The organism is Rathayibacter tanaceti (assembly GCF_001634385.1).
GTDB classification, from domain to species: domain Bacteria; phylum Actinomycetota; class Actinomycetes; order Actinomycetales; family Microbacteriaceae; genus Rathayibacter; species Rathayibacter tanaceti.
In genome coordinates this window covers 1-20,565 of sequence record NZ_LIIN01000050.1, presented here as the reverse complement: position 1 = coordinate 20,565, position 20,565 = coordinate 1, and the positions used below count along the sequence as shown (strand labels likewise).

Sequence of the window (20,565 nt, the reverse complement as noted above, 5' to 3'; positions counted from 1 at the left end):
CGCGTCCGGCGCCTTCGGTCCCGGCGGCGAGGAGCCCCCGGCCTCCACCGCAGGCAAGCGCCGCGCCGGTGTGGGAGTCGTCGCCGCGCTCGCGATCGGCGCGGTCGTCGGAGGCGTCGCCGGAGCGGGCGTGTTCGGTCTGTGGTCCGCCTCCAACGGATCCGGGACCCGGGTGGTCTCGTCCGGCGGCTCGCAGACGATCACGGTCAACAACGCCGACGACGCGACCACCGCCACCGCCGTCGCCGCGAAGGCCACACCGAGCGTCGTCACCATCGCCGTCAGCGGCGGTTCCTCCGCGGGCACCGGCTCGGGCATCGTGCTCTCGAAGGACGGCTACGTCCTCACCAACACCCATGTCGTCACGCTCGACGGCGAGGTCTCGAACGGCACCGTCTCAGTCACCACCAGCGACGGACGCATCTTCGACGCGACTGTGGTCGGCACCGACCCCACGCTGGACCTCGCGGTGATCAAGCTGAGCGATGCCACCGACCTCAGCCCGATCACCTTCGCCGACTCCACCAAGATCAACGTCGGAGACACGGCGGTCGCCATCGGCGCACCGCTCGGTCTCTCCGGCACGGTCACCGATGGCATCATCAGCGCCCTCAACCGCAGCATCCAGGTCGCCTCCTCTGCCGCTCCGGAGGAGTCGGGCGACAGCTCGAGCGGCAGCACCGACAGCCCCTTCAACTTCGACATCCCGGGCCAGCAGCAGCCCACGCAGGCCACGAGCACGATCTCGCTCCCGGTCATCCAGACCGACGCGGCGATCAACCCGGGTAACTCCGGCGGTGCCCTGCTCGACAGCGACGGCGAGCTCATCGGCGTCAACGTCGCGATCGCGAGCGCCGGCCAGTCCTCCTCCTCGAGCGGGCAGTCCGGCAACATCGGAGTCGGCTTCGCGATCCCCAGCGCGGTCGCCGAGCGCATCGCGAAGGAGATCATCGCCACCGGGTCCGCCTCGCACGGCCTGCTCGGCGCGAGCGTCTCGGACTCCACCGCCGATGTCCTCGGTGCGCGCATCGAGGAGGTCACCGGCGCAGGCGCGGCGCAGGCCGCCGGTCTTGCCAAGGGCGACATCGTCACGGCGATCGACGGCACGCCGATCACGAGCGCGTCCGACCTCACCGCGCAGGTCCGTGCGCAGGCCGCGAACGCGGAGGTCGAGCTGACCTACGTCCGCAGCGGCCAGACCTACCAGGCGAAGGCGACGCTGGGTCAGATGGCCACCAACTGACCGTCCGTACGCACGCCGGCCCCCGAGCATCCGCCCTCGGGGGCCGGCGTGCGTACGGCCCTCGGGTCCGTGGCACAGCGATCGGCGCGCCCCCGCACGGCGCCGACCAGGACCGGCAGACTCGACCTCCGTGACCCTCGGCACTGTCTCTCTCCGCCCGATGACCGCGGAGGATCTCGCCCTCCTCGACCGCGCACTGCTCTCGCCGGAGGGGACCGGGACCTTCCAGTGGTTCGGCTTCACCTCCGCGGTGCGGTTGCGCTCGAGGCTGGACGAGGACGGGCTCCTCGGTCCCGACGGCGGGATGCTCGCCGTCCACTCGGCGGGCCGGGCCGTGGGGCGGGTGGAGTGGTTCGCGAGCAGCTGGGGGAGGGCCTCCTCATCGTGCTGGAGCATCGCGATCGGGATCGCCGCCGAGCACCGCGGGCGGGGCGTCGGCACGCGGGCCCAGGCGTTGCTGGTCGAGCACCTCTTCGCCTCGACACGGGCCGAGCGCATCCAGGCCTTCACCGATGTCGAGAACGAGGCGGAGCGCCGGGCGCTGCGGCGCGCGGGTTTCGAGGAGGAGGGTGTGCTCCGCCGGGCCCAGTGGCGCGACGGCGGCTGGCACGACCTCGTGCTCGCGTCGGTGCTGCGATCCTGACGCCTGCCGGCCGACGGGTTCGGGCCGGAGGTCTGCCGAGCGACTGCTGCAGCCCACAGGCCCGACCTGCGCTGCCGACTCCCGCGCCCCGAGGCGCCGCGCAGCTCGCTGGTAGGGTGATGGATCCCTGCGCCCGCGCTCCTCCCGCACGAACTGGACCCATGCAGCCCGAGACTCCGACGGACGATCTGTCCGACCTACCCGGCGTCTCCTACGTGATGCCGGTGCTGAACGAGGTCACCCACGTGCGCGCGGCGGTCGATTCGCTGCTGCACCAGGACTACGCCGGGCCCGTCGACATCGTGCTGGCGCTGGCACCGAGCATCGACGGCACCGACGAGCTCGTCGCCGAGCTCAGCGCCGCCGACCCGCGGATCCGCGTCGTGCCCAACGAGGTCGGATCCACCCCCGCGGGCTTGAACGCGGCGATCCGCGCCTCCCGCCATCCCGTCGTTGTGCGCGTCGACGCGCACTCGGTGCTTCCGCCCGAGTACGCGCGCGTCGCCGTCGAGGCACTACAGCGCTCCGGAGCCGCGAATGTCGGCGGGGTGATGGCAGCGGAGGGGCTCACCCCGTTCCAGCGCGCGGTCGCCCGTGCCTACGGCTCGCGCATCGGCCTGGGCGGCACTCCGCACCATGTCGGCGGTCACGAGGGGCCGGCCGACACGGTCTACCTCGGCGTCTTCCGCCGCTCCGCCCTCGAGCGCGCCGGGCTCTTCGACGAGCGCTTCAAGCGCGGCCAGGACTGGGAGCTCAACCGGCGGCTGCGGGAGAGCGGCGAGATCGTCTGGTTCACTCCACGGCTCACCGTCACCTACCGGCCCCGGCCGACCCTGCGCGCCCTGCTGCGGCAGTTCCTCTCGACGGGGATGTGGCGCGGTGAGCTCACACGGATGTTCCCGGCGTCGCGCTCCGTCCGCTACTTCGCGCCGCCGCTGCTCGTGTCGCTGCTCGCGCTGGGCCTGCTCGTCGGACTCGTCGGGATCGTGCAGGCGCTCGTCGGCGCCGCCCCCTGGCTGCTGCTGGGCTTCGCCGTACCGGCCGGCTACCTCCTCCTGGTCGTCGCGGCGACGATCGCCGTCGCGCGGCGGGACGGGGCCCGTGCGATGCTGTGGTTCACCGTGGTCGTCCCCGCGATCCACGTCGCCTGGGGGACCGGCTTCGTGCTCGGAGTCGCCGGTCTGACCAGCAACATCTCCGCTCACCGCCACCAGCCGCGGTCCGATCCGCCGAGGGGCGCATGACCACGACGACGAGACCCCGCTCCCTCGCCGAGCTCCGCGCTGTCGCGCAGCCGCCGGAGGTGCGAGGACGCCGCAACGCCGAGCACTGGACGGCCTCGCTCTATCTCCGGCGCCTATCGCCGTACCTGACCTGGCTGCTCCTGCGCACGTCGATCTCGGCGAACGGCGTCACGGGGCTGATGATCCTGGTCGGCTGGAGTGCCGCCGCCGCGCTGCTGATCCCCGGGATCGCCGGGGCCGCCCTGGCGCTGCTGCTCGGTCAGCTGCAGATGCTCGTCGACTGCTCCGACGGCGAGGTCGCGCGCTGGCGTCGCACCTCCTCACCGGCGGGCGTGTTCCTCGACAAGGTGGGGCACTACACGACCGAGGCGCTCCTCCCCCTCGCGCTCGGGCTCCGGGCAGCGGGTATCCCCTTCGAGACCCCCGGCGACTTCCTCTGGACGAGTGTCGGCCTGGCGCTCGCGCTCGTGATCGTGCTGAACAAGGCGCTCAACGACATGGTGCACGTGGCTCGGGCGCACGCGGGGCTGGCGAAGCTGGCCGACACGAAGGGGGAGGCGGTCCCCTCCTCCTCCGGCCTCGCCCGGCTGCGCCGCGCGGCGCGCTTCGTGCCCTTCCACCGCCTCTACCACTCGGTCGAGCTGACGATGCTGGCGTTCGTGGCCGCCCTGGCGGGTCTCGTCGTCGGAGCCGGCACCGCCGACCGCGTGCTGGTCGGGGCGCTGCTCCCGCTCGCCCTCCTCGCCCTCGTCGGGCACTTCGTCGCGATCATGGCCTCGCAGCGTGTCCGCTCCTGAGCCGCGGGTCGGAGTCGTCGTCCTCACCCAGGGGACCCGCCCCGACGACCTCGCCGCAGGCCTGGCGAGCGTCCTCGCTCAGGAGGGCGTGGTGCTCGACGTCGTCTGCGTCGGCAACGGCTGGGCGCCCGAGGGCCTGCCGGTGGGGGTCCGACCGCTTGCGCTCGCCGAGAACCACGGCATCCCGGCGGGCCGCAACGCCGGAGCCGGCGCGGTCGAGGGCGACTACCTGTTCTTCCTCGACGACGCGCCCGGGTGCCCTCACCGCGCTTCCTCCTCGAGGCGGTCGCCCTGCTCGCCTCGTCCCGCCGGATCGGCCTCGTGCAGCCCCGGGTCGACAGTCTCGACGGCTCGCCGAGCCCACGGCGCTGGACCCCGCGGATCCTCAAGGGCGACCCGCGTCGCTCGGGACCCGTGTTCTCGGTCTGGGAGGGGGCGGTCGTGCTGCGCCGCGACGTGTACGCGTCGACGGGCGGCTGGGCGGCTCCGTTCTTCTACGCCCACGAGGGGATCGAGCTGGCCTGGCGGGTGTGGGACACTGGGCGCATCGCGTGGTACGCAGGGGAGCTCGTGGCGCAGCACCCTGTGATCCAGCCGACCCGGCACGCCGACTACTACCGGCTGAACGCGCGCAACCGGGTCTGGCTCGCGCGGCGCAATCTGCCGGTGCCGTTGGTCCTCGTCTACGTCGCCTCGTGGACCGCGATCCAGTGCCTCCGCTGGCGCCGCGAGGGCCCTGCACTGAGCGCCTGGTTCGCCGGCTGGCGGGAGGGCTGGCGCGTCGATCCGGGCGAGCGGCGGGTGCTCTCGCTGCGCACCGTGCTCCGGATGACGTTCGCCGGGCGTCCGCCGATCGTCTAGCATCGGGGAATCCGCCCCGAAGGGCCCCCGAAAGGACGACGGTGTTCGATTCGACCCAGCTCTCCCCGCTCGAGCCCGCCTCGGAGCAGGCGGCGCCGGACCTCCTCGACGAGGTCAGGGGACGCCTCACCGGCCTCGACGCGGACGCCGAGTTCCGGGGGCGGCTCGACGTCCACCTCCCGCGGCTGGTCGAGCTGCTGGCGTCGGTCTACCGCCGGCGCACCGACCTGGCCGACCAGCTCGTCGCGATCGTCGAGCTCGCAGCGTCCTCGTGGGACGAGCGGCCGGAGGAGCTGCGCGCCCTCGACCGCGCGCGGGAGGCGCATCCGGACTGGTTCCTCTCGAACAAGGCACTCGGTGGCGTCTGCTACGTCGACCGCTTCGCAGGCGACCTCGAGGGCCTGCGCGCCGAGATCCCCTATTTCCGCGAGATCGGGCTGAACTACCTGCACCTGATGCCGCTCTTCGACGCACCGGAGGGGGAGTCCGACGGCGGCTACGCGGTGTCGAGCTACCGGCGGGTGCGCCCCGACCTCGGCGACATGGACCAGTTGCGCCTGCTCGCCTCCGAGCTGCGCGGGCAGGGGATCGCCCTCGTGGTCGACTTCGTCTTCAACCACACCTCGGACGAGCACGACTGGGCGCGGCGGGCACTCGCGGGGGAGCAGCGCTTCGAGGACTACTACTGGATCTCGCCGGACCGCGAGCAGCCCGACGCCTTCGAGCGCACCACCCGCGAGATCTTCCCCGACGACCACCCGGGCTCCTTCGTGCAGCTTGAGGACGGCCGGTGGGTCTGGGCGACGTTCCACCGGTACCAGTGGGACCTCAACTACTCCAACCCCGAGGTGTTCCGCGCGATGGCGGGCGAGATGCTCTTCCTCGCGAACCAGGGCGTCGACGCCCTGCGGATGGACGCGGTCGCCTTCATCTGGAAGGAGCTCGGCACGAGCTGCGAGTCGCAGCCGGAGGCGCATCTCCTGCTGCGCGCCTTCAACGAGGTCTGCCGCCTGGCGGCTCCGGCACTGCTGTTCAAGTCCGAGGCGATCGTGCACCCCGACGAGGTGGTCGAGTACATCGACGTCGAGGAGTGCCAGCTCTCGTACAACCCCCTGCAGATGGCGCTCACGTGGGAGGCGCTCGCCACCCGCGACGTCCGCCTCCTCGCGCAGGCGCTCGAGCGCCGACACGCGCTCCCCGAGGGCACGGCCTGGGTGAACTACGTGCGCGGTCACGACGACATCGGCTGGACCTTCGCCGACGAGGACGCGGCCGAACTCGGGATCGACGCGGCCGGCCACCGGCGCTTCCTCAACGACTTCTACACCGACCGCTTCGAGGGCTCCTTCGCCCGCGGCGTGCCGTTCCAGGAGAACCCGCGCACGGGCGATCGACGCGTCTCGGGTACGACGGCGTCGCTGGCGGGAGTCGAGGCGGGCGACCCCTACGGCATAGACCGGGTGCTCCTCGCGCACTCGATCGCGCTCAGCACGGGCGGACTCCCGCTCCTCTACCTCGGCGACGAGGTGGCCCAGCTCAACGACTACGGCTACCGCGACGACCCGACGACGGCGGGAGACTCGCGCTGGGTCAACCGGCCCCGACGTCCGGTCGGCGGCTACGCCGACCGCGACCTCCCCGGCACCGCCGCGAGCGAGGTCTTCGGCGGGCTCCTGCACCTGATCGCCGTGCGCAAGGCGACTCCGCTCTTCGCCGGCACGGCGCTCACCGTCTTCGACGCGGTGAACCCGCACGTGCTGGGCTACCAGCGGCCCGGAGACGGCGAGGCGGTGCTCGTGCTCGCGAACGTCTCGGACGAAGTGCAGGAGGTGTCCGCCGAGCGGTTCGGCGGATTCGCGCCCGAAGCGGTCGACCTCGTGACCGAGGTCGACGTCGACCTGCGGGAGGGCTTCCGGCTGGGGCCGTTGCAGTTCGTCTGGCTCCGGGTCGCGCCGCACTGAGCCCTTGGCCCTCGGCGAGGAGCCGGCCCCGATCCGAGCGCCTCCGCCGGTAGCCTGGAGGAGATGACTCCTGCCCCCCGCGCCCTCCTCGACCGCCTCCTGACCGATGCGCGACTCGCCCGCAGAGTGGGAGGCGAGCTGCTCGCTTCACGGAGGGCCAGGGGCGCCGTCGCGCGTCTGGTCGCCGAGCGGGGGCCGCTGCCCGAGGGGCGCTTCGAGATCGGCGTCTATTTCGCCGACGGCGACATCAACCTCTACCAGGTGCGGCAGTGGTACCGGCCGCTGGCCGAGCTTGCGCAAAGCCACCCGGTGGTGCTGCTCAGCCGCGCCGCGAGCGCGGCCCAGGTGCTGCTGAGCGAGAGTCCGGTGCCGGTCGCGTACGTCCGCTCGGTCGCCGACCTCGAGAGCACCGTCGAGAGTCAACCGCTGCGCCTGATCCTGTACGTCAACCAGAACGCCCGCAACTTCCAGATGATGCGGTACGGGCGCCGCTGGCATGTCTTCGTCAACCACGGCGAGAGCGACAAGATGTACATGACGACCAACCAGTTCAAGGCCTACGACTACAGCCTGATCGCCGGAGACGCGGCGCTCGCCCGCCTGCAGCGGGTCCTCTGGGACTACGACGTCGACCGGCGGGCTCTGGCGATCGGGCGCCCGCAGGCCGACCACTTCGCCGGACGGACGCCGTTCGAGCCGGACGAGCGCCAGGTCGTGCTGTACGCGCCGACCTGGGAGGGCGATCGGCCGGCCGCCGGCTACGGCTCGATCCGGAGTCACGGCGTCGCGCTCGTGCGATCCCTGCTCGCCGACCGCCGCTTCCGCCTGATCTACCGCCCGCACCCGCGCAGCGGCGCCGTGGACGCCGACTACGGTGCGGCCGACCGCGAGATCATCGCGATGATCGCCTCCGCCAACGCCGCCGACCCGGAGGCCCGCCACGTGCACGACACCGGGCCCGAGCTCGGCTGGCAGCTGGCGGCCGCCGACCTCGCCGTGCTCGATGTGTCCGCGATGGTCTACGACCGGCTCGCGACCGGGCGTCCGCTGCTGGTCACACGGCCGGTCAGCTCGGTGGCCGAGGTGGACGAGTCCGGCTACCTGGGCGATGCCGAGTGGCTGCGGGCCGAGGACGCCTCCGGGATCGTCGGGCGCATCGAGAGCGTCGAGCACGATGCCGAGGCCGTCGAGCGCCTCCAGCGCTGGGTGTTCCACTACTTCGGCGACACGGCGCCCGGCGCGGCCACACGCCGCTTCCACACGGCGATCGAGCACCTCCTCGCCGAGTGGGAGCGCCACGCGGACCTGCACCGCGGTGACGCCGCCGTCGACGAGCACGACCCCGAGGGCTGAGCGCCGGCCACCAGGTCACGGGCGTGGGCACCGGCCGGCGGCCTTCCGCCGCCCCGCTACGCTCGACGCATGATGCTCCCGCGCGCTCTCGCCCGCTCCCGCCGGCGTCGGACGGCTCCCGCTCAGCCCGCGGTCGAGCCCGACCTCGTGGTCTCGACCGACCCGGACAAGCCGGTGTTCACCATCCGCCCGTTCCGGATCGGCCTGTTCGGCGGTCTGGGCGTCCTGGTCGCTCTGGTCCTCGGCGGTCTCGTGGTCGAGCTGGGCACCGTGCTCACCTACATCTTCGTGGCGATGTTCTTCGCCCTGGGCCTGGACCCTCTGGTCTCGTGGCTCGAGAGCAAGCGCCTGCCGCGCCCGCTGGCGATCACGGCGGTCTTCGCCGCCGTGGTGCTGATCTTCGCCGGCCTGCTGATCTACATCATCCCGATCCTCGTCGAGCAGCTCACGCTGTTCGTCACCAGCGCCCCGCAGATCGTGAACGACATCGCCTCGCAGAAGTGGGTGCTCGATCTCGAGCAGCAGCTGCGCGGAGTCGTCGACGTCGACGAGCTGATCCAGAGCGTGCAGAGCTTCATCGGCGACCCGAACAACCTGCTTTCGCTCGGCGGCGGCCTGATCGCGGTCGGCACGGGCATCGCGAGCGGCGTCACCGGCGCGATCATCGTGCTGATCCTGACCCTCTACTTCCTCGCATCGCTGCGCTCGATGAAGGCGGTCGCCTACCGCTTCGCCCCTGCCTCGCACCGTGCCAAGGCGCACGAGGTCGGCGACGAGATCACCGGAGCGGTGGGACGCTACGTGGTCGGGCAGGTGTCGCTCGCGGGCGTCAACGGCGTGCTCTCGTTCGTGCTCCTGCTGATCATCGGCGGACCGGTTCCGGCCCTGCTGGCGTGCGTGGCGTTCCTCGGCTCGCTCATCCCGCTCGTCGGCACGATCTCGGCCGCCGTGATCATCTCGCTCGCCTGCCTGCTCGCCTCGCCGCTCACAGCGCTGGTGGCCGCGATCTACTACCTCGTCTACATGCAGGTCGAGGCGTACGTCCTCAGCCCGCGGATCATGAACAAGGCCGTCTCGGTGCCGGGCGCGGTCGTCGTCATCGCGGCGGTCGCGGGCGGCACCATCGCGGGTGTGCTCGGCGCGCTCGTCGCGATCCCGGTCGCCGCCTCCGTGATCATCGTCGTGCAGAAGGTCGTCTTCCCACGCCAAGACGCGAAGTAACGCTCAGGAGAAGGGTGGCACGGAGCCGTCCACCGCAGCGGCGAAGCGCGCGACGGAGTCCGGCAGCGCGGGCCCCCGCTCCTCCGCGGGCACCGGCGGCAGCGTGCGGGTGACCAGCGGCACCACTCCCGCCCAGACGCCCTCCTCCGCCTCGTCTCCGGCTCCTGCCGCCCGCACCTTCACACTCGCCTCGGTGAGCGGAAGGCGCAGCACGAGCGTCGCCGCGACCTCGCGGGCCGTGGTCGGCCGCACCTCCTCGGCGCGTCCGGGCAGGAGGCGCGCGACGAGCAGATCGAGCGCCCGAGCCTTCTCGTCGCCCTCCAGCGCCTCCGCACGGCCGACGATCATCGCCGAGCGGTAGTTCATCGAGCTGTCGAAGGTGGATCGGGCGACCACCAGGCCGTCCACGAGCGTGACGGAGGCGGTGAGGAGGGATCCGCGGGCCGCCTCGCGCAGCAGGCCGCCTCCGCTCGACCCGTGCAGCAGCAGGCTGTCGCCGTCGCGCGCGGCCAGGATCGGCAGCACGATCGCGACGCCGTCGCGGACCACGGCGACGTGCGCGATCAGCGCCTCGTCCAGGATCGCGTGCAGCGCGGCGGGATCGGTGTGCTGGCGGTCGCGGAGTCGGGTGAGGCGAGTGCGGTCAGTGAGGGGGAGCGTATCCATGTCAGCGATCCTCCCGCACCGCTGGATCTGTCAGGATGCCACTGGACCACGATTCGAATGGTCCAGAATGGAGCGACCGATGGCGTCCGGCGATCTCGAGGTCCCCCTGCTGCTCGGCCCCGCGCCGCGCGGATCCGTGCGGGCGGCGCTCGCTGAGGCGCTGCGCCAGGCGGTCCTCGACGGCCGCTACCAGGCGGGTGACCCGATTCCGTCGAGCCGCGTGCTCGCCGAGCGTCTGGGAGTCTCGCGCGGATCGGTCGTCGCCGCCGTCGACCAGCTCGTGGGCGAGGGGTACCTCGTCGCCCAGCCGCGCGCGGCGGTCACGGTCGCCTCCGACGGGCTTCTCTGTCCGGCGCGGCCCGCCCCGCACCGTGGTCGGGACGGCTCCGTCGACACCGGCCGGCACCGACCTGCGCCCCGGACGCCCGGACACCCGCTCGCTGGACACCCCCGGAGTGGCGGGCGGCCTGGCGACGCGCACTCTCGGCGCCTCCGTCCGCCCCCGCCCCGCGGCTCCGGCGACCCGGACCTGCGCGGGCAGATCGCGGAGCAGCTGCGCCGGTCCCGCGGTGTCGACGTGCAGGCGTCCGACGTGGTGGTCACCAGCGGCACCGCCGGGGCGGTCGCGCTCCTCGCGCGCGCGGCCTCCGGCGCGCTCGGACGCGGCGTGCGGATCGCGTCGAGGACCCGGGCTACCCGGCCGTGCGGCGCCGTCTGCGCGCGGACGGGCACGAGGTGGTCGGCGTCCCGGTGCGCGGCGACGGCATCGACCTCGACGCGCTCGCCTCCTCGGGCGCCGACCTGGTCGTCGTGACTCCCTCGCACCAGTACCCGACCGGCGGGCGCCTCGCCCTGGCCGAGCGGCTCGAGCTCGTGCGCCGAGCCTCGGGCGGGCGGCTCCTCGTGGTGGAGGACGACTACGACAGTGAGTTCCGCTACGTCGGCGCTCCGCTGCCGGCGCTCGCCTCGCTCGACTCGGGCGGCGGAGTCGCGCACGTCGGCTCGTTCTCGAAGACGGTCTCGCCCTGGCTCCGGATCGCCTACCTCGCCGTGCCGCCCTCGTCGTGGCTGCACGCTGCGCTGGTCGGGCTCGACGACGAGCGCGACGCGTCCGCGTCGGGGCCGACGCAGGCCGCGCTCGCGCAGTTCATGGCGAGCGGAGCCTTCCGAAGGCACCTGACACGCGCGCGGCGCAGGTATGCGCACCGGCGCGAGCTCGTGCGCACCTTCGCCGACTCGGTGCCCTGGGGAGGGCGAGCGGACTCGACGGCGGGCTGCACGTCGTGCTCTCGCTGCCCGCGCCGCTGGACGCGCACGCCGTCGCGGCTGCGCTGCTCCAGGAGGGTCTGCTGGTCGCCACCCTGCATGAGTACGCCTTCTCGGGCCGCGCCTCGACTGAGGCGCTGGTGCTCGGCTACGGGCACGCCGGAGACCTGGAGCTCTCCTCCGCCCTCGCCCTCGTCGACCGCACCGTCCGTGCGCTGAGCCGTGGTATCCCTGGAGGATGACCCGTGACTCCTCGCTGCACATCACCGACGATCCCGAGGCCGATGCGCTGCTCAGCCGCGATCCGCTCGCCCTGCTCATCGGGATGCTCCTGGACCAGCAGGTCGCGATGGAGACGGCCTTCGCGGGTCCGCGCAGGATCGAGGAACGCCTGGCCCGTGTCGGCACCTCCTTCGACTCGGCCTCGATCGCCGGCGTCGACGAGGACGCGTTCGCGGAGCTCTGCCGCACGCCGCCCGCGATCCACCGGTACCCCGCGAGCATGGCCGGCCGCGTGCAGGTGCTCTGCCGCGCGCTCGTCGACGACTGGGGCGGCGACGCCTCCGCCCTCTGGACCCGCGGTGACCCCGACGGCCGTACGGTCCTCGCCCGCCTCACGGCGCTGCCCGGCTTCGGCGATCAGAAGGCACGGATCTTCCTGGCGCTGCTCGGGAAGCAGCGCGGCTTCTCGGGCGCCGGCTGGCGCGAGGCCGCCGGGGCCTACGGAGACGATGGCTCGTTCCGCTCTGTCGCCGACATCGTCTCGCCGGAGTCGCTGGCGAAGGTCCGCGCGACCAAGCAGGCGGCGAAGGCCGCCGCTCGCGCGGAGAGGTAGCGCGCTGGCCGCGAGGCTGCGCCACCCTCTGCCCGTGTGCACCGCGTCGGGAGGGAGCACCTGAGCACCGCGGCCGGTAGCGTGGTGCGGATGCTCCCCTCCGCGACGGCCCGGCTGCGCTTCCGAGAGATGGCGGCCGCGGACCTCACCCTGATGGCGGAGCTTCTCGGCGACCCGGTGGTGATGCGGTACTACCCGGCGCCGAAGAGTCGCGAGCAGGCGTCCGCCTGGATCGAGTGGAACCGGCGGAACTACCGGGAGCACGGTTTCGGGCTCTGGATCGTCGAGACGGTCGACGGCGCGTTCGTCGGGGACTGCGGTCTGACCTGGCAGAGAGTCGCCGGCGGTCTCGAGCTCGAGGTCGGCTACCATGTGCGACCCGATCTGCACGGCCATGGCTACGCGACCGAGGCGGCTGCCGCCTGCCGCGACCTGGCACTCGCCCACGGACTCGCCGCTCGCCTCGTGGCGATCATCCACCCCGACAACACCGCGTCGAGGCGCGTCGCCGAGAAGATCGGTCTCCGCGTCCTCGGCGAGGACCGCGACGGCGGAGCACTCGTCCGCACCGTGCTCGGGATGCCGCTCGCTGAGACCGAGGTCCATCACAACGAAGGCTGAGCGTCACAATCCGCGCCTCAGCGCTCCGATCCGCCCGCTCAGCCTGTGTTGTGCAGGCCCGGACGGCTAGAGCCGGTCCTCCAGCGCCGCGATCAGTGCCGCGCGGTCCTCGCGGAGGATCGACGCTCCGCCGCCCGGCACCGTGCGAACCTCGACGCCGCGGCTGTCGAGCACCCCCGTGAGCGAGTCGTGACCGAGCCGATCCTCCGGCAGCACCGCGAGCGTCGGCACGGGGAAACCGTCGGGCGCCTCGGCCGCACCGCGCGCGGTGAGACCCGCGGTCGACTCCGGATCCCAGAGCTCGAGCGCCGAGACGTCGAGCTCGATCTGCTCGTCGGTCCAGATCGGGTGGCGGTGGCGGAGGGAGTCGGCGTCGCCCTTCTCGACGTGGGCGACCGATCCTCCGCGGCGCAGGGCGCCCGTGAGGCCGCGAGCATCCGAGTACGCCGGGTCGAGGAGCACCAGCTGGTGCGCCCGGTAGTCGGGCGCGAGCCGTGCTGCGACGACGGCGCCGAGGCCGTGGCCGATGATCAGGTCGGGTGTCAGCCGTACGGAGGCGCGCACATCCCCCGCCCAGCGTTCGGGGGAGTAGACCGGCGACTTCGGTGACCCGCCGTGGCCTGCGAGATCGGGGGCGAGCACGCGGTAGCCGCGCTCCTGGAGCGTCGGCACGAGGGCGTACCAGATGCGGGAGTCGGCGCCGAGTCCGTGCAGGAGGAGCGCAACCCGCTCGCCCGCTCCGCCGTAGTCGCGGACGTAGAGCGGGAGCGGCTCGATCGGCCCCGCGGCCAGCGCCTTCCGCTCAGCGCGGGTCGGCTCCAGCACGAGGGTGTTGCCGAACGCCTGCGGCGCCGGCCCGAACGCGTCGCGTGCGCTCTGCACGACCTTGCGGCCGAGCATGGCGTTCCCGACCCCTCCGAGAGCCGCCCCGATGCCGAAGGGCATCGCCCGGCCGACGAGCCCCGCGCCCTGCTGCGCGAGGAAGTGCTTGGCGAACGACTTCTTCGCCCGATCGGCCAGCTCACCCACGAGGAACGACGGCAGCCCCTTCGTCACCACCGAGCCCCAGTACTGGTTGAGCCCGCTGCCTCCGCCCACCGCCTGCCCTGCCACCTGACGCACCATCTCGCTGCCGGAGGAGCCCATCATCAGGGTGAGGACGAGTGCCCGCGCCCTGTCCGGATCCTCCAGGGGGATGCCGTGCACCTCGGTCACCGACTGGGCGAAGAGGGCGCTGGCTTCGAGGAACCCCGCGGCGCCCGCGCCGGAGAGTGCGACGGAGGCGGCGGTGCCGATGCCGGGGACGACGGCCGTCGCTCCGATCGCCGCGCCGCCCGCGGCGACGCTCGAGAGGTACTGGCGCTCGAGCGAGCTGATGATCTGCTCGGGAGTTGCGCCCGGCCGGCGGCGGCGCAACAGGCGGATGTTCGCGAGCACGGCGGGTCGCTGCACGGCGAGCAGGCGGTCGAGCATCTTCGCGAGCTGCGCATTCTCGGCGGTGCCGAAGTCCTCGGTCTGTTCGATCTCTCGGGACTGCTCGACCCGCGCCCTCTCGGCGGCGCGATCGCGCTTGCGGTCCTTCTGGGCCATGTCGTGCACTCCTGCGTCCTCGGGTGCCGGGTGCGGGAGCGCTCAGTCGCCGGCGACGGGCGCCTCGGCGGGAGACCCCTCGGTGGACGGCGCCGCGCTGCTCCGCGGTGTCGGCGCGTAGTCCTCAGCGTAACGCGCGAGCACCTCCTCGATCGGCGCGTCCAGCACGAGGCGGCCCTTGTCCAGGTAGAGCCCGCGCGTGCAGAAGCGGCGCAGGTCGCGCTCGTTGTGCGAGACGAAGAACAGTGTGCGGCCGGAGGCGAGCAGCTCCTCGATCCGCGCGTAGCACTTCTCGCGGAACGCCCTGTCGCCGACGGCGAGCACCTCGTCGACGAGGATCACCGGCTCCTCGACCCGTGAGACCACCGAGAACGCGATGCGCACCTTCATGCCGCTGGAGAGGTGCTTGTAGGGCGTGTCGAGGAACTCGCCGATCTCGGCGAACCCGATGATCGAGTCGAAGCGGGCGTCCACCTCCCGCTTCGACATCCCGTGCAGTCCGGCCGTGAGGTAGACGTTCTCGCGGACGCTCAGGTCGGCGACGAAGCCGCCGGTGATCTCGATCAGCGGAGCGACGCCGCCGCGCACTTCCACGGTGCCCTCGTCCGGCAGCACCACGCCCGCGACCAGCTTGAGCAGCGTCGACTTGCCCTGTCCGTTCCTGCCGACCACTCCGATCGCCTCGCCCGCCCTCACCTGCACGTCGAGCCCGCGCAGCGCCCAGAACTCGCCCGGACGCGAGCGCCGGGAGCGCCCGGCGAAGAGGTCCTTGAAGGAGCGGCGGCCGCGCCGGTTGCGGCGGAATCGGATCCCGAGGCCGCGGCACTCGATCACCACGGGTGCGTCACCCATCACAGCTCCTTCAGCACGGCGCGCTCGGAGCGGCGGAAGACGATCAGGCCCAGCGCGAACACCAGGCCGAGACGACGGCCGAGGAGAGGATCAGCGGCAGGTCGAGTTCGCTCGGGAAGAAGGCCGAGCGGTAGAGCGCGAAGATCCCGCTGAGCGGGTTGAGCGCCGCGAGCGGCCGGATCTGCTCGGGCAGGTTGGCGGTCGAGTAGATGATCGGCGATGCGTAGAAGAGGAAACGCAGCACGAGCTTGACCGCCCGCTCCAGGTCGCGGAAGAACACCACGAGCGGAGCGACGAGCAGCCCGACCCCGAGAGTCAGCACCGCCTGCAGGAGGATCGCGACCGGGAACAGCAGCACCGCCCAGGTCGTGTGCGCCCCAGCGATCACGGCGAAGAGCACCAGCACCGGCAGGCTCGCCACGAACTCGATGCCCTTCGACAGAACGATCCGCCCCACCCAGATGGTGCGCGGGATCGACGTCGAGCGCACCAGCTTCGCCTCGCGGAGGAACGCACGGGTGGCGTCGGAGGTCGCCTGGTTGAACCACATCCAGGGCAGCAGTCCCGCGAGGAGGAAGACGATGTACGGGTCCTCGCCGACCGTGCGCTCGAAGACGACCGTGAACACGAAGTAGTAGATGCCCGACATCACGAGCGGGTCGAGCACCGACCACACGTAGCCGAGTGCACTCGTGGCGTATCGGACCGTCAGGTCGCGCTTGGTCAGCAGCCAGAGCGAATGCCGGTAGCGCCAACCGCGGGAGCGGCGGTGGCGCAGGGCGGTCTCGGCGGCGAGGACATCGGTGCTCACTGCGCGCGACTCCTCCCGACAGACCCTGGTCGAGCCGGGGGAGGAGCCGGGAGTGTCAGACGAAGAGGTTCGCCCGCTCGAGGTCCTCGGCGAAGTCCACCTCGACGGCGTAGAGGTCGGAGATGTCCATCGGCTCGACGAGCAGGCTGTCCTGCTCGATCGCCAACTCTATGCCACGCTCGAAGTAGTCCTGAGCGTCCACCCGCGCGAGCTGGCGCACCAGCGCGGCCTTGTCGGAGGCGGACACGTAGTTGATCCCGACCGCTTCGCCGAGGCCTCCGCGCACCGTCTTGGAGAGTTCATCGATGAAACCCTCGGCGCTCGTCGTGTACTTGACCTCCTCGTCCGAGACCTTCGCGGTGTTGACCGTGACGAAGGAGACGTCCTTCGCGATCAGGCCGGCCGCGCGGTCGAGATGCGGGGGTCGAACACGACGTCGCCGTTCATCCAGAGCACCCCGCCCTGACCACTGGCCTGGAGCGCGCGCAACAGGCTCTTGGAGGTGTTGGTCTGGTCGTACTGCTCGTTGTAGACGAACGAGGCCGAGGGGAAGGCCTCGATGATGTGCTCGAGCTTGTAGCCGACCACGATGCTGACCGGCACCGACGTGCCGAAAGCGTGGTGGATGTTGTCGAACTGCTGCTGCATGATCGTGCGGCCGTCGCTGAGCGGCGTGAGCGGCTTCGGGAGGGAACGGCCGAGCCGACTGCCCATCCCGGCGGCGAGGATGACGACGGAGGCGGGAACGCCCGCGGACCGGCCCGTCGCCCTCGAGCCTCAGCAGCGATGCCGGGCTCCGTGGAACGGCTGCGACCGGTGAAGCCTCCGCGTCCAGGGGAAACTCTGCGTCCCGGGGAAACTCTGTGCGTCATGTCGTCTTCTCCTCGAATTAACCGCTGCGTCTCGATCTGATTGCTCCTCGGGTCGATCCTTAGTGTACAGTTCCGGCGCGCGCGGGCGGGGGTGGTTGACGTCTCGCCGTGTCGTCGGACGGGCGCGGGCGCCGAGGCGCCGCGAGCGAGTTGGTACCGTAGCCGGATGACGTCCGCCACGAACGCCGAACCCGCCGAGCGTGAGGCCGAGGGCGCCGCGGAGCGTGAGGACGTCGCGCCCGTCGTCTTCGAGTTGCACCAGCTGACCCGCACCTTCGGCCGCACCGTCGCGGTCGACCGACTCGATCTGGCGGTGCGCGCCGGGACCTTCTGCGGGATCATCGGCCCCAACGGCGCAGGCAAGACGACCACCCTCTCGATGATGACGGGCCTGCTGCGGCCCGACACAGGCCGGGTCCTCGTGCACGGCGTCGACGTGTGGAAGGACCCGACGGCCGCGAAGCCGCTGATCGGCGTGCTCCCCGACCGGCTCCGGCTCTTCGACCGGCTCACCGGCGCCCAGTTCCTCGCGTACTCCGCCGCCCTGCGCGGAATCGATCTGCCGACCGCGAAGCAGCGGACCACCGAGCTCGCTGAGGCGCTCGGCCTGACCGATGCGCTCGAACGCCTCATCTCGGACTACTCCGCGGGCATGGCGAAGAAGGTGGCGCTCGCCGCTGCCATGATCCACGCTCCGCGAGTCCTCGTGCTCGACGAGCCGTTCGAATCGGTCGACCCCGTCTCGTCGGCCGCGGTGATCACCGTGCTGCGCCGCTTCGTCGCGGGCGGCGGCACCGTCGTGCTCTCCAGTCACGGCCTGGACTTCATCGAGCGGGTCTGCGACGACGTGGCGGTCATCGTGGGCGGTCGGGTGCTCGCCTCGGGGTCCGTCGCCGAGGTCGCGGGCACCGCCACCCTCGAGGAGCGCTTCCTCGAGCTGGCGGGCGGCAAGCAGATCGCCGAGGGGCTGCAGTGGCTGCACGACTTCTCCGGCTGAGGATCGACGTCCTCCTCGGGGCTTTCCGCTCCGGGCCCGCGCGCTCCGCTGGAGCGGTGGCCGGAGTGCTCGTGGTCGTCGCGGTCACCGTGGGCCTCCTCGCCGTGGTCGGGAGTCTCGGCTCATCACCGGGCGCGGCCTCGGGCGCGGTGGTGACCGGCGGCGGTCTCGTCTCCCTCGGCTTCCTGGTGCTGCCGTTCCTCCTCGGCCCGCTCGACCCGATGGATCCGCGCGCGTTCCGCCTCTTCGGCCTGCCTCCGCTGCGGCTGGCCGGTGCGCTCGCGCTCGCCGGTCTCGTCTCACTGCCGGTCCTCGCGCTGCTGGTCCTCGGGCTGGCGACGGTCCCGCTGTTCCCCGACGCGGGAGCGCTCGCTGTGATCGGTCCGCTGCTCGGCGTCGCGACGACGGCTCTGTTCGCCCGGATCGGGCTCGCCGCTTCCGCCGCTCTCGTCCCGTCCCGCACCGCCCGTGAACTGCTCGCTGTCCTCGGGCTGGTGCTCCTGCTCGGCGGACCTGCCGTGCTCGCGGTCTCGGCTCTGCTCGACGCGGGCGAGACCGCCGTGCTCGAGCGCTGGGGCTCGGTGCTCGGTACCACGCCGTTCGGTGCGGCCTGGGCGGTCGCACCCCGTGCGGGGTCGGGGCAAGCGGTCGAGCCGCTCCTGATCGCGCTGCTCACGCTCGCCGCGGCCGCCGCGATCTGGTGGCTCGTCGTGCGGATCCTCACCGGGCGCCCCGAGCGCACGCACCGCTCGCCGCGGGGTCTACGCCTGGGCTGGTTCGACCTCCTCGGCTCCACTCGCACGGGGGCGATCGCGGCGCGCAGCATCACCTACTGGCTGCGAGACCCGCGCTACCAGGCGTCGCTCGTCGCGGTCCCGCTGCTCCCGATCGTCTCGCTACTGCTGCTCGCCGTCGTCGGCGTGCCGTTCCCGCTCCTCTCGCTGCTGCCGGTCCCCCTGATCGCCCTCTTCCTCGGCTGGTTCCTGCACAACGACGTCGCCTACGACGCTCCGCCTTCTGGCTGCATGTAGCCGCCGGTGTCCGTGGCTGGTCGGATCGACTCGGCCGCGCGTTCCCGACGCTCCTGCTCGGGCTGCCGGTTGTGCTGCTCGGCTCGCTCGTGAGCAGCGCCACCTCCGGTCGGCCGGGTGCCCTGCCCGTGATCCTGGCGGCGAACGCGTGCCTCCTCCTCGTGCCCGCGGGAGTCGCCAGCACCGTCTCAGCCTGGCTCGCCTACCCGGCTCCGCGGCCGGGAGACAGCGCGTTCGCCCAGCCCCAGTCGCCGGGCGCCAGCGGAGCCGGCTCGCAGTCGCTCGCCTTCGGCCTCGGGCTGCTGCTGTCGGCGCCCGCGGTGGCGCTCGCCGTGCGCGCGATCTTCGTCGACCAGGAGGCGACCGGCGCCGCCGTCGCCGTCGGTCTGGGCAGCGCCGTGGTCGTCTTCGCGCTGGGCGTGCTGATCGGCGGACGCCTGTTCGAGCGCCGCGCGACCGAGCTCGTGGCGTTCACGAGCAGGTACTAGCAGCCGGCTGCCGCCCGCCCCGCCCGCTCTCCTGCTCCGCGCGTAGGATCGTCGGCATGATTCCGAGCGTCGAGAACAGCAGCACCGATCCCCTTGAGGGAGGCGGAGGAACCGCCACCCTCGACCGCGAGCTCGAAGAGCTCCTCAACCAGGAGTCGATCGAGCCGGGAGACCACGAGCGCTTCTCCCACTACGTGCCCAAGGACAAGATCCTCGAGAGCGCCATCACGGGCAAGCCGGTGCGCGCTCTGTGCGGCAAGAAGTGGCTCCCTGGCCGCGACCCGGAGAAGTTCCCGGTCTGCCCCGCGTGCAAAGAGATCTACTCGAAGATGACGTGACGTCCCGCCCGCTCACTCGTAGCGGGTCGGGATGACGGGGTCGCCCCGGCCGAGCCGGAGTGCGTCGAGCGGCAGTTCGAGAACCGCATTCGCATGGTGCTCGCGGGCGGTCGCCACTCCTTCGACGCCGAGGTGCTCGGCGCGGATCACGCCCTCCTCGATCAGCGGCACGAGCAGCGCCCGCTCACCCTCGCCCACGGCGCCCTCGGGGCCGGCACCCACGTGCACGATCTCGGCCTCGGCGACACCGTCGTCCGAGAGCCGGCGCCCGGCGGCCTTGCGCCCGCCGATCGACGCCTTCGAGACCGACTTCTTGGCCACGGCGACCCATTCGCCCTCGTCGTCCTCGTGGGCGACCAGCTTGTAGACCATGCCGGCGGTCGGGTGCCCCGAGCCCGTCGCCACCGAGGTGCCGACGCCGTAGGAGTCGACGGGGGAGGCCGCCAGCGCAGCGATCCCGTACTCGTCCAGATCGTTGGTGACCGTGATGCGGGTGCCGGTCGCGCCGAGCGCGTCGAGCTGCTGCCGGACGGCGGCGACCTGCTGCGGGAGGTCGCCGGAGTCGATCCGCACGGCGCCGAGGCCGGTGCCCGCGACGCGGACCGCCAGGTCCACGGCCGCGGTCACGTCGTAGGTGTCGACCAGAAGGGTCGTGCCGGGCCCGAGCGCCGCGACCTGCGTGCGGAACGCCTCCTCCTCGGAGTCGTGCAGGAGGGTGAAGGAGTGGGCCGAGGTGCCCATCGTGGGCACACCGAAGCTGCGCCCCGCCTCCAGGTTCGAGGAGGCGCCGAATCCGACGATGTAGGCCGCGCGGGCCGCGGCAACGGCCGAGCGCTCGCCGGCGCGGCGCGAGCCCATCTCGGCGAGCGGGCGCC

At 72.2% G+C, this 20,565-nt stretch carries 19 protein-coding genes and 3 pseudogenes; 16 read left to right on the top strand and 6 right to left on the bottom strand.

The features are described from left to right. The 8 genes and pseudogenes from ACH61_RS07980 to ACH61_RS07945 form a co-directional block, all read left to right on the top strand. Window positions 1-1,243 (top strand): S1C family serine protease (locus ACH61_RS07980; protein ID WP_068210772.1); only part of this gene is annotated, 1,243 nt, incomplete at its 5' end. A gap of 130 nt (window positions 1,244-1,373) precedes the next feature. Continuing rightward, a complete protein-coding gene (locus ACH61_RS07975) occupies window positions 1,374-1,886 on the top strand; it encodes a GNAT family N-acetyltransferase (RefSeq protein ID WP_199220829.1) in 513 nt (170 codons plus the stop codon). A gap of 161 nt (window positions 1,887-2,047) precedes the next feature. Then, the gene (locus ACH61_RS07970; protein WP_068210770.1) at window positions 2,048-3,130 is read left to right on the top strand and encodes a glycosyltransferase family 2 protein; all 1,083 of its coding nucleotides are present in this window, start codon (window positions 2,048-2,050) and stop codon (window positions 3,128-3,130) included. Further along, window positions 3,127-3,927, top strand: coding sequence for a CDP-alcohol phosphatidyltransferase family protein (locus ACH61_RS07965; RefSeq protein ID WP_068210767.1), 801 nt, complete (start codon window positions 3,127-3,129; stop codon window positions 3,925-3,927). The genes ACH61_RS07970 and ACH61_RS07965 overlap by 4 nt, the downstream gene beginning before the upstream one ends. After that, window positions 3,914-4,788: pseudogene (locus ACH61_RS07960) on the top strand (glycosyltransferase family 2 protein). The gene ACH61_RS07965 and the pseudogene ACH61_RS07960 overlap by 14 nt, the downstream one beginning before the upstream one ends. A gap of 41 nt (window positions 4,789-4,829) precedes the next feature. Then, the gene (locus ACH61_RS07955) at window positions 4,830-6,749 is read left to right on the top strand and encodes an amylosucrase (RefSeq protein WP_068210765.1); all 1,920 of its coding nucleotides are present in this window, start codon (window positions 4,830-4,832) and stop codon (window positions 6,747-6,749) included. A 63-nt stretch (window positions 6,750-6,812) separates the two neighbouring features. Next, window positions 6,813-8,102 carry a hypothetical protein gene (locus ACH61_RS07950; protein ID WP_068210762.1) on the top strand — a complete coding sequence of 430 codons (1,290 nt, stop codon included), beginning with the start codon at window positions 6,813-6,815 and terminating at the stop codon, window positions 8,100-8,102. 69 nt (window positions 8,103-8,171) lie between these two features. Then, entirely contained in the window at window positions 8,172-9,323 is a 1,152-nt protein-coding gene (locus tag ACH61_RS07945) for an AI-2E family transporter (RefSeq protein WP_236713601.1), read from the top strand. 3 nt (window positions 9,324-9,326) lie between these two features. On the opposite strand, the gene ACH61_RS07940 is transcribed toward ACH61_RS07945, so the two are convergent. Further along, complete coding sequence (locus tag ACH61_RS07940) at window positions 9,327-9,989, bottom strand: pyridoxamine 5'-phosphate oxidase family protein (protein WP_068210760.1); 663 nt, start codon at window positions 9,987-9,989, stop codon at window positions 9,327-9,329. A 79-nt stretch (window positions 9,990-10,068) separates the two neighbouring features. Between ACH61_RS07940 and ACH61_RS07935 the strand changes: the two genes are divergently transcribed. From ACH61_RS07935 to ACH61_RS07920, 4 genes are all read left to right on the top strand, one after another. Beyond that, window positions 10,069-10,803 (top strand): GntR family transcriptional regulator, encoded by a 735-nt coding sequence (locus tag ACH61_RS07935; protein ID WP_068210757.1) that lies wholly within the window; start codon window positions 10,069-10,071, stop codon window positions 10,801-10,803. Then, window positions 10,725-11,474 carry an aminotransferase class I/II-fold pyridoxal phosphate-dependent enzyme gene (locus tag ACH61_RS07930; protein ID WP_068210753.1) on the top strand — a complete coding sequence of 250 codons (750 nt, stop codon included), beginning with the start codon at window positions 10,725-10,727 and terminating at the stop codon, window positions 11,472-11,474. The genes ACH61_RS07935 and ACH61_RS07930 overlap by 79 nt, the downstream gene beginning before the upstream one ends. Before the next feature lie 19 nt (window positions 11,475-11,493). Next, window positions 11,494-12,090 (top strand): HhH-GPD-type base excision DNA repair protein, encoded by a 597-nt coding sequence (locus tag ACH61_RS07925; protein WP_068210750.1) that lies wholly within the window; start codon window positions 11,494-11,496, stop codon window positions 12,088-12,090. A 90-nt stretch (window positions 12,091-12,180) separates the two neighbouring features. Beyond that, entirely contained in the window at window positions 12,181-12,711 is a 531-nt protein-coding gene (locus tag ACH61_RS07920; RefSeq protein ID WP_068210776.1) for a GNAT family N-acetyltransferase, read from the top strand. A 66-nt stretch (window positions 12,712-12,777) separates the two neighbouring features. On the opposite strand, the gene ACH61_RS16830 is transcribed toward ACH61_RS07920, so the two are convergent. The 4 genes and pseudogenes from ACH61_RS16830 to ACH61_RS07900 form a co-directional block, all read right to left on the bottom strand. Beyond that, window positions 12,778-14,301: an alpha/beta fold hydrolase gene (locus ACH61_RS16830; RefSeq protein WP_068210747.1), complete on the bottom strand. Its 1,524-nt coding sequence runs from the start codon at window positions 14,299-14,301 to the stop codon at window positions 12,778-12,780. Between the two features lie 42 nt (window positions 14,302-14,343). Further along, window positions 14,344-15,153 (bottom strand): ABC transporter ATP-binding protein, encoded by an 810-nt coding sequence (locus tag ACH61_RS07910; protein ID WP_068210744.1) that lies wholly within the window; start codon window positions 15,151-15,153, stop codon window positions 14,344-14,346. After that, window positions 15,153-15,931, bottom strand: a pseudogene (locus ACH61_RS07905) (ABC transporter permease). The gene ACH61_RS07910 and the pseudogene ACH61_RS07905 overlap by 1 nt, the downstream one beginning before the upstream one ends. A gap of 88 nt (window positions 15,932-16,019) precedes the next feature. Then, window positions 16,020-16,678 (bottom strand): annotated as a pseudogene (locus ACH61_RS07900) (phosphocholine cytidylyltransferase family protein). 324 nt (window positions 16,679-17,002) lie between these two features. On the opposite strand from ACH61_RS07900, the gene ACH61_RS07895 reads away from it, so the two are divergent. The 4 genes from ACH61_RS07895 to ACH61_RS07885 all read left to right on the top strand — a co-directional run bounded on the left by ACH61_RS07895 (window position 17,003) and on the right by ACH61_RS07885 (window position 19,690). Then, complete coding sequence (locus ACH61_RS07895; protein ID WP_068210736.1) at window positions 17,003-17,833, top strand: ABC transporter ATP-binding protein; 831 nt, start codon at window positions 17,003-17,005, stop codon at window positions 17,831-17,833. After that, entirely contained in the window at window positions 17,809-18,864 is a 1,056-nt protein-coding gene (locus tag ACH61_RS07890; RefSeq protein ID WP_082845111.1) for a hypothetical protein, read from the top strand. Before ACH61_RS07895 ends, ACH61_RS07890 begins: the two co-directional genes overlap by 25 nt. Before the next feature lie 89 nt (window positions 18,865-18,953). After that, window positions 18,954-19,352: a hypothetical protein gene (locus ACH61_RS16220; protein WP_153038816.1), complete on the top strand. Its 399-nt coding sequence runs from the start codon at window positions 18,954-18,956 to the stop codon at window positions 19,350-19,352. A gap of 56 nt (window positions 19,353-19,408) precedes the next feature. Next, complete coding sequence (locus ACH61_RS07885) at window positions 19,409-19,690, top strand: DUF3039 domain-containing protein (RefSeq protein WP_068210733.1); 282 nt, start codon at window positions 19,409-19,411, stop codon at window positions 19,688-19,690. A 12-nt stretch (window positions 19,691-19,702) separates the two neighbouring features. On the opposite strand, the gene ACH61_RS07880 is transcribed toward ACH61_RS07885, so the two are convergent. After that, window positions 19,703-20,565, bottom strand: an 863-nt coding sequence (locus ACH61_RS07880; RefSeq protein WP_413784027.1) for a nicotinate phosphoribosyltransferase, incomplete at its 5' end; no start/stop codon positions are given.

Coding starts and splice junctions, on each gene's coding strand:
- ACH61_RS07910 (WP_068210744.1), bottom strand. CDS start 15,153: ATGGGTGACGCACCCGTGGTGATCGAGTGCCGCGGCCTCGGGATCCGA.
- ACH61_RS16830 (WP_068210747.1), bottom strand. CDS start 14,301: ATGGCCCAGAAGGACCGCAAGCGCGATCGCGCCGCCGAGAGGGCGCGG.
- ACH61_RS07970 (WP_068210770.1), top strand. CDS start 2,048: ATGCAGCCCGAGACTCCGACGGACGATCTGTCCGACCTACCCGGCGTC.
- ACH61_RS07895 (WP_068210736.1), top strand. CDS start 17,003: ATGACGTCCGCCACGAACGCCGAACCCGCCGAGCGTGAGGCCGAGGGC.
- ACH61_RS07920 (WP_068210776.1), top strand. CDS start 12,181: ATGCTCCCCTCCGCGACGGCCCGGCTGCGCTTCCGAGAGATGGCGGCC.
- ACH61_RS07945 (WP_236713601.1), top strand. CDS start 8,172: ATGATGCTCCCGCGCGCTCTCGCCCGCTCCCGCCGGCGTCGGACGGCT.
- ACH61_RS07950 (WP_068210762.1), top strand. CDS start 6,813: ATGACTCCTGCCCCCCGCGCCCTCCTCGACCGCCTCCTGACCGATGCG.
- ACH61_RS07965 (WP_068210767.1), top strand. CDS start 3,127: ATGACCACGACGACGAGACCCCGCTCCCTCGCCGAGCTCCGCGCTGTC.
- ACH61_RS07935 (WP_068210757.1), top strand. CDS start 10,069: ATGGCGTCCGGCGATCTCGAGGTCCCCCTGCTGCTCGGCCCCGCGCCG.
- ACH61_RS07925 (WP_068210750.1), top strand. CDS start 11,494: ATGACCCGTGACTCCTCGCTGCACATCACCGACGATCCCGAGGCCGAT.
- ACH61_RS07885 (WP_068210733.1), top strand. CDS start 19,409: ATGATTCCGAGCGTCGAGAACAGCAGCACCGATCCCCTTGAGGGAGGC.
- ACH61_RS07940 (WP_068210760.1), bottom strand. CDS start 9,989: ATGGATACGCTCCCCCTCACTGACCGCACTCGCCTCACCCGACTCCGC.